The 17,608-nt window shown below is 39.0% G+C and carries 18 protein-coding genes; 4 read left to right on the top strand and 14 right to left on the bottom strand.

What is annotated here, in order from left to right; translation table 11 throughout:
* The 13 genes from cyoA to I6F42_RS17135 form a co-directional block, all read right to left on the bottom strand.
* Positions 1 to 960 carry a ubiquinol oxidase subunit II gene (gene cyoA, locus I6F42_RS17195; RefSeq protein ID WP_197152894.1) on the bottom strand — a complete coding sequence of 320 codons (960 nt, stop codon included), beginning with the start codon at positions 958 to 960 and terminating at the stop codon, positions 1 to 3.
* Between the two features lie 320 nt (positions 961 to 1,280).
* Positions 1,281 to 1,700, bottom strand: coding sequence for a hypothetical protein (locus tag I6F42_RS17190; protein WP_007581161.1), 420 nt, complete (start codon positions 1,698 to 1,700; stop codon positions 1,281 to 1,283).
* Between the two features lie 1,190 nt (positions 1,701 to 2,890).
* Positions 2,891 to 3,103: a (Na+)-NQR maturation NqrM gene (gene nqrM, locus I6F42_RS17185; RefSeq protein WP_007376137.1), complete on the bottom strand. Its 213-nt coding sequence runs from the start codon at positions 3,101 to 3,103 to the stop codon at positions 2,891 to 2,893.
* Positions 3,104 to 3,204: 101 nt separating this feature from the next.
* Positions 3,205 to 4,236 carry an FAD:protein FMN transferase gene (locus I6F42_RS17180; RefSeq protein ID WP_007584895.1) on the bottom strand — a complete coding sequence of 344 codons (1,032 nt, stop codon included), beginning with the start codon at positions 4,234 to 4,236 and terminating at the stop codon, positions 3,205 to 3,207.
* 109 nt (positions 4,237 to 4,345) lie between these two features.
* Positions 4,346 to 5,575 (bottom strand): NADH:ubiquinone reductase (Na(+)-transporting) subunit F, encoded by a 1,230-nt coding sequence (gene nqrF, locus I6F42_RS17175; protein WP_007584893.1) that lies wholly within the window; start codon positions 5,573 to 5,575, stop codon positions 4,346 to 4,348.
* A 19-nt stretch (positions 5,576 to 5,594) separates the two neighbouring features.
* Positions 5,595 to 6,203, bottom strand: coding sequence for an NADH:ubiquinone reductase (Na(+)-transporting) subunit E (nqrE, locus tag I6F42_RS17170; protein WP_007584892.1), 609 nt, complete (start codon positions 6,201 to 6,203; stop codon positions 5,595 to 5,597).
* Between the two features lie 10 nt (positions 6,204 to 6,213).
* A complete protein-coding gene (locus I6F42_RS17165) occupies positions 6,214 to 6,846 on the bottom strand; it encodes an NADH:ubiquinone reductase (Na(+)-transporting) subunit D (protein ID WP_007584891.1) in 633 nt (210 codons plus the stop codon).
* Positions 6,846 to 7,598: a Na(+)-translocating NADH-quinone reductase subunit C gene (locus I6F42_RS17160; RefSeq protein ID WP_007584890.1), complete on the bottom strand. Its 753-nt coding sequence runs from the start codon at positions 7,596 to 7,598 to the stop codon at positions 6,846 to 6,848. Before I6F42_RS17160 ends, I6F42_RS17165 begins: the two co-directional genes overlap by 1 nt.
* Complete coding sequence (locus I6F42_RS17155; RefSeq protein WP_010555189.1) at positions 7,591 to 8,793, bottom strand: NADH:ubiquinone reductase (Na(+)-transporting) subunit B; 1,203 nt, start codon at positions 8,791 to 8,793, stop codon at positions 7,591 to 7,593. The genes I6F42_RS17160 and I6F42_RS17155 overlap by 8 nt, the downstream gene beginning before the upstream one ends.
* Positions 8,794 to 8,797: 4 nt before the next feature.
* Positions 8,798 to 10,141, bottom strand: a complete 1,344-nt coding sequence (locus tag I6F42_RS17150) for a Na(+)-translocating NADH-quinone reductase subunit A (RefSeq protein ID WP_010555190.1) — start codon at positions 10,139 to 10,141, stop codon at positions 8,798 to 8,800.
* Between the two features lie 629 nt (positions 10,142 to 10,770).
* Positions 10,771 to 11,964 carry an enoyl-ACP reductase FabV gene (gene fabV / locus I6F42_RS17145; RefSeq protein ID WP_007584887.1) on the bottom strand — a complete coding sequence of 398 codons (1,194 nt, stop codon included), beginning with the start codon at positions 11,962 to 11,964 and terminating at the stop codon, positions 10,771 to 10,773.
* 107 nt (positions 11,965 to 12,071) lie between these two features.
* On the bottom strand, positions 12,072 to 12,383 hold the full coding sequence (locus tag I6F42_RS17140; protein WP_165721276.1) for a BolA family transcriptional regulator: 312 nt from the start codon (positions 12,381 to 12,383) through the stop codon (positions 12,072 to 12,074).
* A 62-nt stretch (positions 12,384 to 12,445) separates the two neighbouring features.
* Complete coding sequence (locus I6F42_RS17135) at positions 12,446 to 13,057, bottom strand: alpha-ketoglutarate-dependent dioxygenase AlkB (RefSeq protein ID WP_010555193.1); 612 nt, start codon at positions 13,055 to 13,057, stop codon at positions 12,446 to 12,448.
* Between the two features lie 42 nt (positions 13,058 to 13,099).
* Between I6F42_RS17135 and I6F42_RS17130 the strand changes: the two genes are divergently transcribed.
* From I6F42_RS17130 to I6F42_RS17115, 4 genes are read left to right on the top strand one after another with little or no spacing between them, the layout of a single operon-like run.
* Positions 13,100 to 14,242 (top strand): methyltransferase, encoded by a 1,143-nt coding sequence (locus tag I6F42_RS17130; protein ID WP_010555194.1) that lies wholly within the window; start codon positions 13,100 to 13,102, stop codon positions 14,240 to 14,242.
* The gene (locus I6F42_RS17125; protein ID WP_197152893.1) at positions 14,243 to 14,803 is read left to right on the top strand and encodes a YajG family lipoprotein; all 561 of its coding nucleotides are present in this window, start codon (positions 14,243 to 14,245) and stop codon (positions 14,801 to 14,803) included.
* Between the two features lie 2 nt (positions 14,804 to 14,805).
* Positions 14,806 to 15,426 carry a peptidylprolyl isomerase gene (locus I6F42_RS17120; protein WP_197152892.1) on the top strand — a complete coding sequence of 207 codons (621 nt, stop codon included), beginning with the start codon at positions 14,806 to 14,808 and terminating at the stop codon, positions 15,424 to 15,426.
* A 50-nt stretch (positions 15,427 to 15,476) separates the two neighbouring features.
* Positions 15,477 to 16,856, top strand: coding sequence for an MFS transporter (locus I6F42_RS17115; RefSeq protein WP_007584875.1), 1,380 nt, complete (start codon positions 15,477 to 15,479; stop codon positions 16,854 to 16,856).
* A gap of 70 nt (positions 16,857 to 16,926) precedes the next feature.
* On the opposite strand, the gene I6F42_RS17110 is transcribed toward I6F42_RS17115, so the two are convergent.
* On the bottom strand, positions 16,927 to 17,166 hold the full coding sequence (locus I6F42_RS17110) for a helix-turn-helix domain-containing protein (protein WP_007584874.1): 240 nt from the start codon (positions 17,164 to 17,166) through the stop codon (positions 16,927 to 16,929).
* Positions 17,167 to 17,608: the final 442 nt, after the last annotated feature.

Raw genomic sequence — 17,608 nt, 5'->3', positions numbered from 1 at the left:
TTATTCCTCGCCCTGGCTGTGAGATGATGGCATTGAGTGTTCATCCATTACTTGATGCTTCTTACTCATTTGCCCATGTTCGCCCATTGCATGTTGCTTTTTGTTCATATCGCCATGTGCCTGCATGTATTTCATAACGATGGTATGAAATAAGCCGTCATCAACTTTACCGTAATAAGCAACTGGGTTATTTTCGCTTGCTTTTGCAAGCTCAACATAATTTGCATGAGTAAGATTATTAGCGCTTGAATTCGCTTTTACATCACTCACCCACTTATCAAAACCAGCTTGAGTAGGTGTAGCAATGGCATTAAACTTCATACCAGTAAAGCCTGCACCGCTGTAGTTTGCCGAAAAGCCTTTAAATGTACCTGGCTCATTAGCAATTAAGTGAAGCTTGGTTTCCATACCGGCCATTGAGTATATTTGACTACCCAATTGCGGAATGAAAAACGAGTTCATTGTGCTCTCTGAAGTGATTTTGTATTCAACAGGCACATTAGCCGGAAACACTAATTCATTAACCGTTGCAATACCTTGCTCAGGATAAATAAATAGCCACTTCCAGTTTAATGACACCACTTCAACAGTAAGATGTTTACCTTTACCTTCAATTGGCTTGTATGGGTCTAATGCTTGAGTAGACTCCCAGGTAATAACACCTAAAATAATCACAATAACGATAGGAACAGCCCAAACAGCAGCTTCAATTTTATTTGAATGAGCCCATTTTGGAGCGTAAATTTCATGAGTTTGTGTGTCTCTATATTTCCATGCGAAATATAAAGTCATCACAATAACGGGGATCACTACAAGCAACATAAGCACGGTCGCGATGATGATTAAATTTTTCTCATCAATGCCTATCTGCCCTTTTGGATCAAGTATCCCGCCTTTACAGCCTGACAGCGCCAGCACTGTACTAGCTAAAGCAATATTACAAAGGTTACGAATTAACAAGGGAGTATCCTACAAACCTAAAAGTTCTAATTTGCTGCTTTAAATAAAAAACAAAGCAACGATTTTTCGGTAAAAACCCAAGTTAACTGGAATTAAATTATAAAAAATAAGGGGGCTATTCAAAACCTAAAGCTCATGCCAATAATGACCTAGCAACAAACCCAGCTTTCTAAACGCATTTATATAACGTAATAAAAGTTAACTTGGGTGAGTGGTGGTTGGCTGAAATGTGTTTAAAAAACACTGAGCTACTTTGTTTTAGCTAACCTTAATTATTTACAGCAAGAACAAATAATTAAAACCAGCAACAAAATGCAGCCTTACAGACAACCTGTAAAGCTAGGTGGAGCACGACAACCGTGTGCAACTTGCACTGGCTGAAGAACTTTAGCCTCGCTAAAAGCAAAGGCTGCTTTACGGAGGATAATTCCAGCACGACGCGCTGGAAAAATATGGAACAATAGCCAGCAAAGGCCAATAAGTAACTGACTTGATATGATCGGATGAGCTAAAAATTGCACAATAGTAAGTAACAGCGGCTCTACAATAAACCCATCACTTAATAGCGCTTCAAGCTTGAAGGCATCCTCTAGTGCACCGCTTAGCAACATTACAGTATTAAACACTAATAAAGTTATAGCTACACACACGCCCTTGCCTGCTTTATTCAAGCGCTCACACGTCTGCGGCTCGCCAGAGGCAAGATCCGTATTTGTATGATGCAAAGAAAGTGTGTTCAAAAACATTAACCTACTAAAATGACTATAACAAAATTAGAGGAATACAGTTTGCAATGGAAAAATCAAAAAACATCGCTGCTGTAAGCCCTAAAACCAGGTGCTAAATACGATCAAATCCGGTTAGCACAAATTTACCTTGTGAAAATTGATCCGTATCAATCAAACTTTCAAAACTTACTGAAAGTTCGAACGTGAGTATAACAAAGAGAATTTTCTGTTCAACTAAAAATCAATTAATTTGAGTTAAGCTTTCGAAGCTATTTTGTTAATAAAAAATAACATGATAATAAACAATCGATTAGAACAAATAAAAAACGATTTAAATAGAAATATTTAATAGAATTATAGCTTTTTAGGAGGGGGTAATAATTGTGTCGCACAAATAAAAACAGCCCAAATTCAGTCACCACCGAAATTGAGCCGCTTTTCACACTGACAACATCTTCACACACAATATAAAGATTTTTGGTTTACATTACGTGGCATTGTAGGGAAATAAAAACAACTCAAATACAGTCACCACCGAATTTGAGTTGCCTTTCACACTGACAACATCTTCACACACAATATAAAGATTTTTGGTTTACATTACGTGGCATTGAAAGGAAATAAAAACAACTCAAACTCGTTCTTTATGGAAGTGAATCCACCGGATTTGAGTTGCCTTTCACACTGACAACATCTTCACACACAATATAAAGATTCTTGGTTTACACTGCGTGGCAATTGCAAGGAAATAAAAACAGCTCAAATTCAGTCACCACCGAAATTGAGCCGCCTTTCACACTGACAACATCTTCACACACAATATAAAGATTCATGGCTTACATTACGTGGCATTGAAAGGAAATAAAAACAACTCAAACTCGTTCTTTATGGAAGTGAATCCACCGAACTTGAGTTGCCTTTCACACTGACAACATCTTCACACACAATATAAAGATTCTTTTAAGCGAGGCTAACTTGCCTCAAGCTTATGACGAGAGCCTTGCTCTGTGTCTATGGTTAAACTTTAGAGTGTTAGCTCCAATTTGACAAACGAGAAAAATAAACCTAATAGGTGAAAAAAACTAAACTATAGACGTTTGTCTAATACATTAAGATTGGATTACTTTAGAAGCTATCGAGTTAAGCAGTTTTACAGACACAAAAAAAGCGCTATAAAGCGCTTTTTAATATTTAAGGCGGGCTTAAATAATTTGGTTTTCTTTCCAGGCTTGCTCTTTTGCTAAACGGTTTTTGCGTTTATCACATGGATCATCGCAATCACAGGCTTTATCAATACCAACCGAACCTAAACCACCACAGCTGCTTGCCATAGATTTTTTTTGCACGATCATACCAACGGCCATAGCCGAAACTATCAAAATTAGTAAGCCAAAAGTAAGAAGAAAAAGTGACATTGCTTAGCCCCTATTGATCAGCAATTAATTAAACTCAAACATTTTTGAGCGACTGCTATTATATACCCAAATAACGCGAAAATAAACAAGCCAGCACCATACTACAAATAAGGTTTAAATGCAGGGCTTGAATAAGTAACTAAACCCTTATTTGATTTACCTATTAAGTATACCGGTAAATCGTGCTGCTGAGCGTATGCTTGCGCTTTTTCCATACCCATCACAGTAAGTGCAGTCGCTAAACCATCTGCCGTCATAGCGCTTGGATGAAGCACCGTTACCGACACTAAGTCGTGCTTAATAGGCATGCCGGTCACGGGATCAATTAAATGAGTATAGATCTCGCCATCCATTTTATAAAAAATACGGTAATCACCTGACGTAGCAATACCGTTTGTACCTGGCGATAAAACACGGTGTACCTTTCGCTCTCCAGGTTGCGCATCTGGTTGCTCAATCGCAATTTTCCAATCCTGATTATTTGGCTTTTCACCTGCTATACGCAGCTCTCCACCAATCTCAACCATGTAATTGGTAATACTATGGCTTTCTAATAACTGCGCTACTTTGTCGATACCGTAGCCTTTAGCCGTTGCCGAAAACGAAAGCTCTAACCCATTAACTGTTTTAGACAGTCCTTGCTCATCTAAAATAAGTTTATCAATACCTATTTTTTCGACCATAGTTGCAAGCTCTTCATCACTTGGGCGATTGGTTGGTTTTTTATCAGGACCAAAGCCCCATAAATCAATTAAAGGCCCCATAGTGACATCGAGTGTTTTAGTTGATTCGCCTAAGCGAATAGACTCGCTGATAACAGCCCTAAAATCTTCGCTAATTGGCATAACTTGATTTGCTGGTAATCTGTTAAATGTATTTATTTCAGAGTCTTCTATGTAAGTAGACATAGACTGATTCACATCTTTTAAAACAGCGTCTATTTGCAGCTGTAATTGTGAAGCTGATAGCTGGCCCTGCTCATCGTAATATTTAATATGATAAGTGGTGCCCATAGTCTTACCTTCTAAAAAGGTTTCCCTCGACTCTGGTTTTTCACCACACCCAGACAGTAATAAGGTCAGTGTGATTAGTAAAAAGGCCATTATGCCTTGTGAAGTACTTACTCGATTCATAACAGCTCTACTTAATAGATTGATAAAATTAAAGAATAAAAAAAGCCTCGTAACACAAGTGCTACGAGGCTGGTATTTTAACCAAAACTAAACTGTTTTGGTATTAGTGTTAGCCACCGAAGTCATCTAGTAAGATATTTTCGTCTTCAACACCTAAATCTTTAAGCATAGTAATAACTGCCGCGTTCATCATTGGAGGACCACACATGTAGTACTCACAATCTTCCGGCGCTTCGTGATCTTTAAGATAGTTCTCAAATAACACGTTGTGGATAAAGCCAGTATAGCCTTCCCAGTTATCTTCAGGTTGTGGATCTGAAAGTGCTGTATGCCATACGAAATTAGGATTTTCAGCGGCTAGGCCGTCAAAATCTTCTACGTAGAACATTTCACGTTCAGAACGTGCACCATACCAAAAGCTCATCTTACGTTTAGAGTTCAAACGTTTAAGTTGGTCAAAGATATGTGAACGCATTGGCGCCATACCAGCACCACCGCCAACAAAGATCATTTCTGCATCTGTGTCTTTAGCAAAGAACTCACCAAATGGACCTGAAATAGTTACCTTGTCGCCTTTTGTAAGTGACCAAATGTACGAAGACATTTTACCACATGGCAAGCTTAGGTTTCTTGGAGGCGGAGCAGCAATACGCACGTTAAGCATAATGATGCCTTCTTCTTCTGGGTAGTTAGCCATTGAGTATGCACGAATTGTTTCTTCGTCTACTTTTGACTCCAGATCGAAGAAACCAAAATGGTTCCAATCGCCACGATATTCTTCAGGAACATCGAAATCTGCATATTTAACATGATGAGGTGGCGCTTCGATTTGGATGTAACCACCCGCACGGAAAGGCACTGACTCATCACCAGGGATTTGCAGTTTAAGTTCTTTAATGAACGTTGCTTTGTTATCGTTAGAGATAACTTCACAATCCCATTTTTTAACACCGAAAATTGACTCTTCAAGTTCAATTTCCATGTCGTTTTTAACATTTACCTGACACGCTAAACGACAGCCTTCACGGGCTTCACCTTTAGAAATGTGATCAAGCTCAGTTGGCAGAATATCACCACCACCTTCTTTAATGTGTACACGACATTGACCACAAGAGCCACCGCCACCACAAGCAGATGATACAAATATACCTGACTCAGATAATGCACTTAAAAGCTTATTACCTGCTGATGTAGTAATGGCTTTGTCTTTATCGCCATTAATACCGATGATGATGTCACCGCTTGCAACTAACTGAGATTTAGCACCAATGATCACTAAAACTAGTAGTACAACGATAGCGATAAAAACACCAACGCCTAAGAAAATCTGATAATCCATGATTTATCCTCGCTACCCTTTACAGTGAAATACCAGAGAATGACATAAAGCCAAGTCCCATTAAACCAACAGTGATGAAGGTAATACCTAAACCACGTAAGCCATCTGGTACGTCTGAATATTTCAGTTTCTCACGGATACCTGCAAGTAATGTAATTGCAAGCGCCCAACCAACACCAGCGCCAATACCATAGACAACAGACTCGCCGAAGTCATAGTTACGCTCAACCATGAAAGATACCGCACCAAATATTGCACAGTTAACTGTGATAAGTGGCAAGAAGATACCTAATGCGTTGTATAGTGCAGGGAAAAACTTATCTAATGCCATTTCAAGAATTTGCACAAGTGCTGCAATAACACCAATGAAAGTTAAGAAACGTAAAAAGCTAAGATCCGCATCTGGATAACCTAACCAAGTAAGTGAACCTGGTGCAAGTACCGCATGGTAAACCAAGTTGTTAACAGGTACAGAAATACCCAATACAACTATAACCGCTATACCTAGGCCAATTGATGTAGTTACTTTTTTAGATACTGCTAAAAAAGTACACATGCCTAAGAAGAATGACAACGCTAAGTTCTCAATAAAAACGGCTTTTACAAATAAACTAATATAATGTTCCACTATTTGCCCCTTACGCTTTAGCTTCTACTTGGTCTTTCTTATAAGTACGAAGTACCCATATGAATAAACCAATGATGAAGAATGCACTCGGTGGTAAGATCAATAGACCCATAGGCTGATACCAACCGCCATCTTGTACTAATGGGATAATATCAACACCGAATAGTGAACCCTTACCGAATAGCTCACGAATGAAACCAACAGTAAGTAGTACTACAGAGTAACCTAAGCCATTACCAATACCGTCAAGGAAAGACATAATTGGTGGCGACTTCATCGCATATGCTTCAGCACGACCCATTACAATACAGTTAGTAATAATTAGACCAACGAATACAGAAAGCTCTTTTGCCGTAGCGTAAGAGAATGCCTGTAATACTTGGTCAACAACGATTACCAACGATGCAATAATTGTCATTTGTACGATGATACGAACAGATGATGGGATCTGGTTACGAATAAGCGAGATAAAGAAGCTCGAAAATGCAGTTACTAATGTCAATGCGATTGACATGATTAACGCATTTTTTAAGCTAGACGTTACCGCTAGCGCAGAACAAATACCAAGTACTTGTAGTGCGATTGGGTTGTTAGCTAAAACCGGACCAAATAGGACCGCCTTCATTTCTTTAGTATCAGCCATTATTTCAATGCTCCTTTACGTACTTTCGCAAGGAAAGGGCCAAAGCCATTTTCGCCAGTCCAAAAGTCAACTGCATGATCAACACCGTTAGACGTTAATGTAGCACCTGAAAGACCATCGATCTTATGCTCATCATTGCCCGCAGTACCTTTAACAATTTGAATTGGAAGTTCTTTACCTTCCCATGTAGCAGTCCACTGTGGATTTTGGATTTCGCCACCTAGACCTGGGGTTTCATTATGCTTATAAAAGATAATGCTCTTAACTGTTTCAGCGTCGCTTTCAAGCGAGATAAAACCGTACATTAAGCCCCATAAGCCGTAGCCTTGGATAGGAAGAATAATTGCATCAACTGAGCCATCTTCTTTTTTAGAGATATACACCGGCGACTCTTTAGTCACACGTTGAATACCAGCAATATCTTTAACGCCTTTCTCTTGAAGAGAAACACTTAGCGCTGCATCATATTTGCTTTTTTCAAAATCAAAAATTGTTGGGTCTGTATCTACAAACTCACCTGTAGTCATGTTTACAACGCGCGCTTCGATTTTTGCATCAAATGTTTCTAAAACATTTTCAACTTTATCGATACCCGCAGCAGCCAAGATATTGCTTTGAATATCTTTGTTTTTATTAGCTTGCTGTAAAGGACGAAGCTGTACAGAAGCAAACGATACAATGATTGCACACACTAAACATAGTGCTACAACAACTGATAACGTTTTACCGATTGATTCGTTATTACTAGACATTACGTGCCAACCTCCGCTTAATATTAGCCTGCACTACAAAGTGATCGAACAGTGGAGCGAATAAGTTAGCAAATAAGATTGCTAGCATCATACCTTCTGGGAAAGCAGGATTCACAACACGTATCATAACCACCATAAAGCCAATTAATAGACCATATGCCAATTTACCTTTGTCAGTAAATGCAGCTGATACAGGGTCAGTAGCCATAAAGAACATACCAAACGCAAAGCCACCTAGTACTAAATGCCAATACCAAGGCATTGCAAATACAGGGTTAGTTTCTGAGCCAACAGCATTTAGTAAAAATGCAGTTGCTACCATACCTAGGAATACACCTAGTACGATGCGCCAAGAAGCGATACGAACGTAAATTAAGAACAAACCACCTACTAACAATGCAAGTGTAGATGTTTCACCTACAGAACCTTGAATGAAACCGTAAAACGCATTCCACCATAATTCCATGTTTGCAAAATCAAGTGTGCCAGCAAATGCTTGGCCTAGCATAGTTGCACCAGAGAACGAATCTACTGCTGTCCATACTGTGTCACCTGAGATTTGAGCTGGGTATGCAAAGAACAAAAATGCACGGCCGGCTAAAGCAGGGTTTAAGAAGTTACGGCCAGTACCACCAAAGATTTCTTTAGCGATTACTACACCAAACGTAATACCTAACGCAACTTGCCATAGAGGAATCGTTGCAGGCAAAATAAGTGCGAATAATACTGAAGTAACGAAGAAACCTTCGTTAATTTCATGCTTACGCACAGAAGCAAATATTACTTCCCAAAAACCACCTACTGCAAATGTTACCGCGTAGATAGGTAGGAAGAAACATGCTCCATAGAACATCTTAGCGCCCCAGCCTGCATCAGCGGTTAATTCACCACCGAATAACTGGAACAAACCAACTTGCCACGTGTTTGCTAGTTCAAAACCTTGTGCTAAAGCACCTGCGGCCTGATGACCGATATTGAACATACCAAAAAACATAGCTGGGAACGTCGCCATCCACACTAAAATCATCATGCGTTTTAGGTCGATATTATCGCGTACGTGTGTCGCGCCTTTATTTACGTAGCCTGGTGTATAAAAAATAGTTGCAGCTGCTTCATACAGTGCATAAAACTTCTCATATTTACCACCGGCTTCAAAATTCGGCTCGATATCTTCTAGATATTTTTTTAAACCCATCTCTCTAGCCTTCCTTCTCGATCGTAGTTAAGCAATCGCGTAGGATAGAACCATACTCGTATTTGCCTGGACAAACGAAGGTACATAACGCTAAATCTTCTTCATCAAGTTCAAGCGCGCCCAATGAAATTGCACTGTCTAAATCGCGTGCAATTAAGTCACGTAATAATAGAGTAGGCAAAATATCTAGCGGCATTACGCGCTCGTAGCTACCAATTGGTACCATGGCACGTTTTGAACCACCTGTTGACGTTGTCATTTTAAATAAACGACTCGGCGCAAGGTGAGAAAGGAATGTACGCGTTACAGAGAATTTATCACTACCTGGTGCAATCCAGCCAAACAATTCTTTTTCGCGACCCTCAAGTAAAACAGATACTTGAACGTGGTAACGACCTAAGAATGCATGAACACCGTTTGAAATAGAACCTGATAGAACAGAACCAGAAATAACGCGGTTATCTCCGTCTTCTAGCTCACCAGCCACTAAATCATCCAATGAAGCACCTAATTGTGTTTTCACTAAACGTGGGTTTTTAACGCGAGGACCTGCAAGCGAAATAACACGATTTGTGTAAATTTCACCAGTAAGGAATAGGTGACCATACGCAATAACGTCTTGGTAACCAATATGCCAAACTTGTTTGCTAACAGAAACTGCATCAAGATGATGGATATGAGTGCCAACGAGGCCAGCCGGATGCACACCACCAAACTCATGTACTTCTACTTGAGCTATAGATGAGCTAGGAACTTGGCTACCTGCTTTTTTACACACAAATACTTTGCCATCGGTCAAACGCGAAATAACAGCAAGACCCGCTTCAAATGCTTGCGCATTTTCGGCAATTATCACTGCAGGATCTGCAGCTAATGGGTTTGTGTCAGTTGCGGTCACGAAAATAGAACTAGGATTTGCATCCACAGCCGCTACTTTACTGAATGGGCGAACACGAAGTGCTGTCCATTGACCAGACTGGATAAGTACTTCTTTGGCTTTTTCACGCTCTAAGCTCGCAAGCTCGTCTGCTTTGAAAGAGTCAAAGGTGATTTGCTCACTGCCTGCTACTTCAATAACAACAGATTGCAGCACACGTTTAGCACCACGATTTATTTCTTTTACTGTGCCAGAAGCTGGAGCAGTAAATAGGACGCCTGGGTTCTTTTTATCTTCAAAAAGTACCTGGCCTTTTTTGACTTGGTCATCCACACGAACATGCATGGTTGGACGCATACCGATAAACTCTTCGCCAAGCACAGCTACACGTTTGACAGCAGAACCGTCATGTATAACTTGCTGTGGCGCGCCCTCTAAGGGTAAATCCAGACCTTTTTTTATATTGATCATACGCACTTGCATTACATTAAAGGAAAGAAACTGAAAAATCGTATCAACCACGTCGCCATTTGAGTTATTCCAAGTTATATCAAGGTACAAAAGAGCAGCTTGCTAGAAATATCAAACAAGCAACGTAGTAAAACTCATCACATATTGTCGAGATTTTAACATCATTTTAGATGACTATGCGAGTGTATTTATGAAAATTATACGACAGAAACACTTATTTAGTTTTGTTAAGTGATTTAAATAAAAATCAAGGTAGACCAAAGTGGTAGCCTAAGCAATTATCGTTCCTGATTTCATCTCAAATTAAACAAATCGCATAATACAAAAAAAGCCGCTATTGCGGCTTTTAATAACTAGGGCCTGTTGACCTTTCAGGATTAAAATTTGTTCAATCTAGGGGCTATTTAATCGCGGCGTGAGGTTTGTAACCTAGTGGGCTAAGTAAAAACCGAGCAACAAAGAGTAAATAGCCCCTAGGCAGAACCCTTTGGGCAGCGCCTGTTTGGCATTAATGCTACGTTATCGCCCATTTATGGGGAATAACCACACTACATAGGCTCTGCCTTGCCTAAATACCAAACAGACTGCTGCAAATTTAAACTCGAAAGATAAACAGGCCCTAAGTTCTGTTAGTCAATCATATTAGCAATTGGCTTAACTGAATCTATGTCTTGATCGTAGTCAACACCGTCTATACCAAAACCAAATAAGCGTAAAAACTCATTATGGTAACCAACATAGTCTGTTAGCTCATCAATGCTGCTTGTATCAACACTATCCCATACAGCTTGAACGCGTGCTTGCACATCGTCTTCTAGCTCTTTATAGTTTTGGAATAAATGCCCACCGTCGTCAAAGCGAGGCGATTCACCATATAGGTTTTCACTAAATAATGCGTGAATTTGCTCAATGGTGCCTTCATACGTGCCATCTGCTTTCATAACTTTAAATAAAGCAGAAATATATAACGGCATAATAGGAATAGCAGAACTTGCTTGTGTCACTACTGCATTAAGTGATGAAACATACGCCTCACCATTTAAATCTTTTGTTGATTCTTTAATTGCAGCCGTTGCACGGTCTAAATCTTCTTTAGCTTTACCAATAGTAGCGTGTCCGTATATTGGCCATGTTAGCTCTTTACCAATATAAGTATACGCTGTAGTTTTAAAGTTATCGGCAAGTACACCGGCTTCTTTTAATGCGTCAATCCACATTTCCCAATCTTCACCACCCATTACTTTAATAGTGTTGTCGATATCGTCTTGATTTGCAGCTTCAACCGTAATTTCATCAATTTCACGCTTTGATGTATTTAAGTTTTTAGTGGTTACTGCATTACCTATTGGCTTAAGTGTAGATGAGAACACTTCGCCTGTATTTGGATCAGTACGACGAGGAGACGCTAGGCTGTAAATAATACAATCTACTTTACCCAAATCTGCTTTAATAGTGTCGATTGCTTTTTGCTTGATTTCGTTAGAAAACGCATCGCCATTAATATTTTTAGACCAAAGACCCGCTTCGTCTGCAGCTTCTTGAAAAGCAGCGGTATTGTACCAACCAGCAGAACCTGTTTTACGATCTGTACCTTCTTTTTCAAAGAAAATACCTAATGTTTTAGCACCACCACCAAACGCAGCAGTAATGCGCGATGCCAAGCCGTAGCCTGTTGATGCGCCAATAACTAATACATTTTTTGGTGCACTTTTTAATGCGCCTTGTTGTTTTACATAGTTAATTTGTTCTTGAACATGCTCTGCACAACCAGCTGGGTGTGCGTTTGTGCAGATAAATCCACGAATTTTAGGCTTAATGACCATTGATCATCCTATATCTTTTACAATAAAAATTAGCGCTAGTTTAAAGGCTAATACTAAAAACACTGATCTGATCAGTTAAACACTCATCAAATACTCTAAAACATTACTTAGCTAACTTTAGAGCCACCCATACAATTGGGTGAATCAGGCGCTTCGCCGCCCTGCTCTGCATACTCATCGGGTGTATATGTATGAATAGCGAGTGCATGAATATGATTTGCTAACTCATCTTTTAAAATTTCATTAATTTCGCGATGACGTTGTAATAAACGCTTACCCGCAAAATCTTCGCTAACCACTACTACTTTAAAGTGTGATTCAGTGCCCGCACTGTGCATATGGCTTTCGTTAATCACGTTTAAATGTTTACACGCAATGGCGTTGCTTATTTTTTCTTGGATCTGTTGCTGCATTGACATAAAAAGACCGTTTTAATTAGCTAATTTATACACTTACTATAACAATTTAACGCAGCGATTGGCTAACTAAATTGCTTTTGCTTAATGTGCTTTATAAATCGGTAAGTTAAACTTATTCGCGGATGCGCAAGCGTGGTTTGCTTAGGTATTGCATGTTGATAATCTCGTTGGCTATGTCCATTCATTATTAAACAGCTGCCACTTTGTAATTTTAAGTCGGTTACTTTATTGCTCGCCTTGTGCTTTAACTTTAAAACCCGATCAGCTCCTAGAGAGACACACACAATTGTTGGTTTATCACCAAGCTCTATTTCATCATCACTGTGCCATCCCATCGTATCATTACCATCTCGGTAATAATTAACGAGCAATGAGTTTAGAGGCTGGTTTAAATGTGCTTCTAAACGCTTTCGCATATTGAGTAACAATTCATCCCATGGTTCTACTATTTGCTTACTACTTGAATAGCCGTATTCAATATTTAAATCACTCATGAAACATTGCAGTCGTGGAATAGGCCCCGTTTTGCCATAAACGGTTACATCGGGTTGCTGCCAACGTAAGTTTTTTTGCAAATAATAAAATAGAACGAGGCTTTTTTGTGCACTAAGTGCCCTACTTTGATAAGAAAAGCCATTTGGTAACTGTTGGGGGTTGGCGTTTTGCCGTTGCATGTTAGAATTTACCTACATTAGATTACTGATCAACGAACCATTATGACGACGCAAGCCCAGCTAGGCGATAAAACCTTTACTCTTGAACGCTTTCCATTGGATCAAAAAAACCGCAGCTTACAAGCGTGGGATTCGGCAGATGAGTACCTTATCAATTATGTTAACGAACATCACCCAGATTGTCGCTCATTGCTTATTTTAAACGATAGCTTTGGTGCACTTGCTTGTTATTTTAATAAGTTAACGGTTTGTTCAGTTAATGATTCTTATATTAGCCACCAAGCTGCGGCTTATAACTTACAAGAAAACAAGCTACCTACAGCAGAGTTTACGCAAGTAGATAGTTTATCGGCATTACCAGAGGATGTTGATTTAGTACTTATTAAAATCCCTCGTAATGTGGGTTTTTTACAGTTCCAATTAAGTGAACTTAGTGAAGTACTTGCACCTGGTACGCCAGTAATTGCCGCAGGTAAAACAAAAGAAATTCATAATTCAACAATAAAATCATTTGAGCAATTTATTGGTGAAACAACAACAAGCCTAGCAGTTAAAAAGTCTCGTCTTATATTAAGCACAGCTAAAGGCGGATATAAAGCAGCAGACTTCCCTATAACATGGGAGCTTGAAGGTACTGAGTTTAATATAACAAATCATGCAAATGTGTTTTCGCGTGATTCGTTGGATATTGGTGCGCGCTTCTTTTTTAACTACTTACCAGAAACACCAAAAGCTAAAAGCATTATTGATTTAGGCTGTGGTAACGGCGTTGTTGGATTAATGACGCTTGCTCGTTGCCCTAATGCATCAATTACCTTTGTTGATGAGTCTTACATGGCAGTAGAGTCAGCCCGGTTAAATGTAGAAATTAACCTAGGCGATAAGTTTGATAACTGTGAGTTCATCGAAAACGATTGTTTAACAGGCTTTGAAAGAGACAGTGTGGATATGGTGCTTTGTAATCCTCCATTTCACCAAGCTCAAGCTGTTACCGATCACATTGCTTGGCAAATGTTTAAACAAGCAAAAGATACTTTAAAAGAAGGCGGCGAGCTGCGTATTATTGGTAATCGTCATTTAGATTATCACGATAAATTAAACCGTATGTTCGGAAACTGTAAGTTGTTAGGCTCAAACAAAAAGTTTGTCGTTCTAAGTGCAACTAAAAATAGTGGAATGCTATAAATGAAATTAACAAACATTATAATTGGGTGTTGTGTATTACTACTACTTGGTGGCTGTGCGAATCAGCCTAGCCAAGTAATACTCAATCCTGTTTATAAAAGTGGTCAAATAAGCACTATAAATAGTAGCTTAAGCACCAGTGTAATTGATTTACGTGGCGATTCGTCAACACTTAAACTTATTGAATCAGACAAAACTAAAACCTTTGCAAGCCAAGGTCTTACTGAATCAGTTAAAAGTGTTTTAGACAGCGCCCTTAGCCGCAATGGTGCCAGCATTTCTAACTTGGCAACTGTTCGCTTTGAAGTAGATATTCATGCACTGCAAGCGGTGGTAACCGAAAAACTAGTGAGCCATACCAGCGAAGCCCATATAGAGCTTGGCGTGCGCGTTATTCGCGCCTCAAGTAATTTTAGTAAAGTGTATAGAGGCAGTGCTAATTTAGAAGGTCCGTTTAGTCACGAGCGAGTAAAAATAGAAGGTCAGCTCAATAAGTTGACTGAGCAAATTATTACCCGCATTGTATCTGACCCTGAATTAATAGAATTTTTAGAAGGTTAACTATGAAACGACTTTTTTTAATCTGCTTAGGCCTATTTTTTAGTGTAAGTAGCTTAGCAGCCCAAGAAGGCCGCTTTGTGCAAAAGGACAACATTTTTCCACGCGTAGAAATTGTAACCTCAATGGGTAGCATCGTGGTTGAACTAGATCGTTCAAAAGCACCCATTACGGTCAATAACTTTTTAACTTACGTGTCAGATAAGAGCTATCAAGGCAGTGTTTTTCATCGTATTGAGCGCGATGTGGAAAATGACCGCGACTTTGTTATTCAAGGTGGTGGTTACGATAAGGATTACGACGGCTTACACGAAAACGATCCTATTTTTAATGAAAGCGGTAACGGTATGAAAAACGATATGTATAGCATTGCTATGGCGTATCAAGACCGTGAACCGCACTCGGGAACACGCCAATTCTTTTTTAACATGGATAATAATGATCACTTAAATCCAGGGAAAGATTGGGGTTTTGCAGTATTTGGTAATGTAATGGATGGCTACGATACCCTTGATAAGATCATGGCTGTTGAAACAGGGTTTAATGAAAAGATTGGTTACGATTTTGTTCCTAAAAAACCGGTGATCATCTTAAATATTAAAATGCTTGAACAAGTTCCACTGTAATTTATTTAAGAGCAGCTTAGCTGCTCTGCATCAAAGCCAATGAAGGCCCTATGAGCAAATCTCTCTCTATTAGCGAATATTTTTCTTACTTTAAAGACAAACGCTTAATCCATATTTTTATATTTGGTATGAGTAGCGGTTTTCCGTGGGTATTAATTGGCTCTGTTATGTCGGCTTGGCTAAAGGATGAAGGCCTAAGCCGCAGCATGATTGGCCTATTCGGCATTGTATTTGGCGCTTACAGTATCAATTTTTTATGGTCTCCGCTCATTGACCGTACAAAACTCCCTATTTTATATAAATGGCTAGGCCAACGTCGTAGTTGGATACTATTTTGCCAGAGCTTTATTTTTATTGGCACCTTATTATTAGCTGGGCTTGATTTAAAAGCTAATTTAGCAATTGTTGCTGCAATTTGTTTGTTAATCGCCATTGCTTCTGCAACGCAAGACATTGCTATTGATGCATTCAGAATAGACACACTTAAAGCAAACGAATCTCACAAAGCAACAGCGGCAGCCGCTATGGCAACATCTGGTTGGTGGACAGGTTATGCGCTTTTAGGTGCAATTCCATTTTATATGGCTGATATCCCCTCGCTCGACTGGCCACAAATTTATTACTTTTTAGCTGCTGTAATGCTGCTGCTAATGAGTGGAGCATTGTTTGCAAAAGAACCTGAATCAAATAGAGAAGCGGTACATGCCGAGCTTGAACGTGTGTACCTTGAAAAACTGTCCTCTACAAAACAAACCCCTCTTACAAAAACTGTTGCGTGGCTCGCGGTAACCGTTATTGATCCCTTTAGAGCTTTTTTTACTAAAAATGGTGTTAAAACGGCACTGGCATTACTTGCGTTTATTTTCTTATTTAAAATAGGCGAAGCGTTTTTAGGGCGAATGTCGATTGTTTTTTATAAAGAAATTGGTTTTAGCAATAGCGATATAGCTACATTTTCAAAGGTAGGTACTGCCGTACTTACAATCATATTCACCTTTGTTGGCAGTTTATTTAATCAAAAATATGGCATTGTTAAGGGTTTATTTGTTAGTGGCATTGCGATGGCGGCCTCAAACTTAGCCTTTTCGTGGATTGCTTTAGTTGGCCCTGATTTAAGACTGTATGCCTTTGCTATTGTTATTGATGGGTTTACGCAAGCATGGTCGCTGGTCGCTATGGTGGCCTTTATATCGATGTTATGCGATAGAGCATTTAGTGCAACACACTATGCATTACTGGCGTCATTAGGGAATTTAGGACGAACATTACTTTCGAGCTACAGTGGTGTAGTAATTGATGATTGGTTAATGGGAAATTGGTCGCTGTTCTTTGTTTTAACAGCCTTGATGGTTATACCTTCGCTGATATTTTTATACCTGATTAGGCATAAATTATATGAGCTTGAGAAAAATTATCATAAAAATATTTAATGCATCCCTGCATTAACATATTGCTTAGCACTATCAAGTGCCCCTTAAAGTGTACTAAGCAATGTTTGAGTTAATCTACTTTTAGCAAGCTAAGTGCTTCATGTGGATCAACTTCTAGAGCTGTACAATAACGAACAAACTCAATCACATCTAAACGGCGTTCTTGATTTTCAATCTTGCCGATAAACGAATGAGGCGTTCCCAGCACTTGTGCTAGGCTTCGCATTGTATGACCCTTTTCGTGGCGCTTACTTTTAAGCCACTTTGTTAGCTTTGCATTTTCTTCAGAAGAAACTGTTTTGCCCATCATTTTACATCTCCTACTAGATGATTTGACGTACCTATTAAAGCAGTAGTCTCTATCAATAGCTGTAGGCAAGTAAGCAGTCATACCATATTTTCAATAGCAAGCTATTGCTTAACAAAGCATGTGTTGCTACTCACTCCACCAATATAGCTAAAAAACTACGCTAATAATGTGGTAAAGATTTGTTTTTATTGAGAATGAAATTTTGCCCGTCTCATTCTTGGATACATTATATACTATTAACACTTTGGTTAAATAACTAATTACATACTCGGTACAAATATGAACACGAGTGAATATTTATAAACGCTGAATATTGACCTAAGTACTCAAAAAGTATTAATAAATTAATTTCTAGTTATAAAATATTTAAATGAATTTTTATAACAATGTTGTTCCAATTTATCGTCACATGTTTATGATTAAGCAATAATTAGCACCAAAA

Source organism: Pseudoalteromonas sp. SWYJZ12, assembly GCF_015864395.1.
In the GTDB taxonomy this organism is placed as follows: domain Bacteria; phylum Pseudomonadota; class Gammaproteobacteria; order Enterobacterales; family Alteromonadaceae; genus Pseudoalteromonas; species Pseudoalteromonas arctica.
This window is presented reverse-complemented; position numbering and strand designations above follow the sequence as displayed.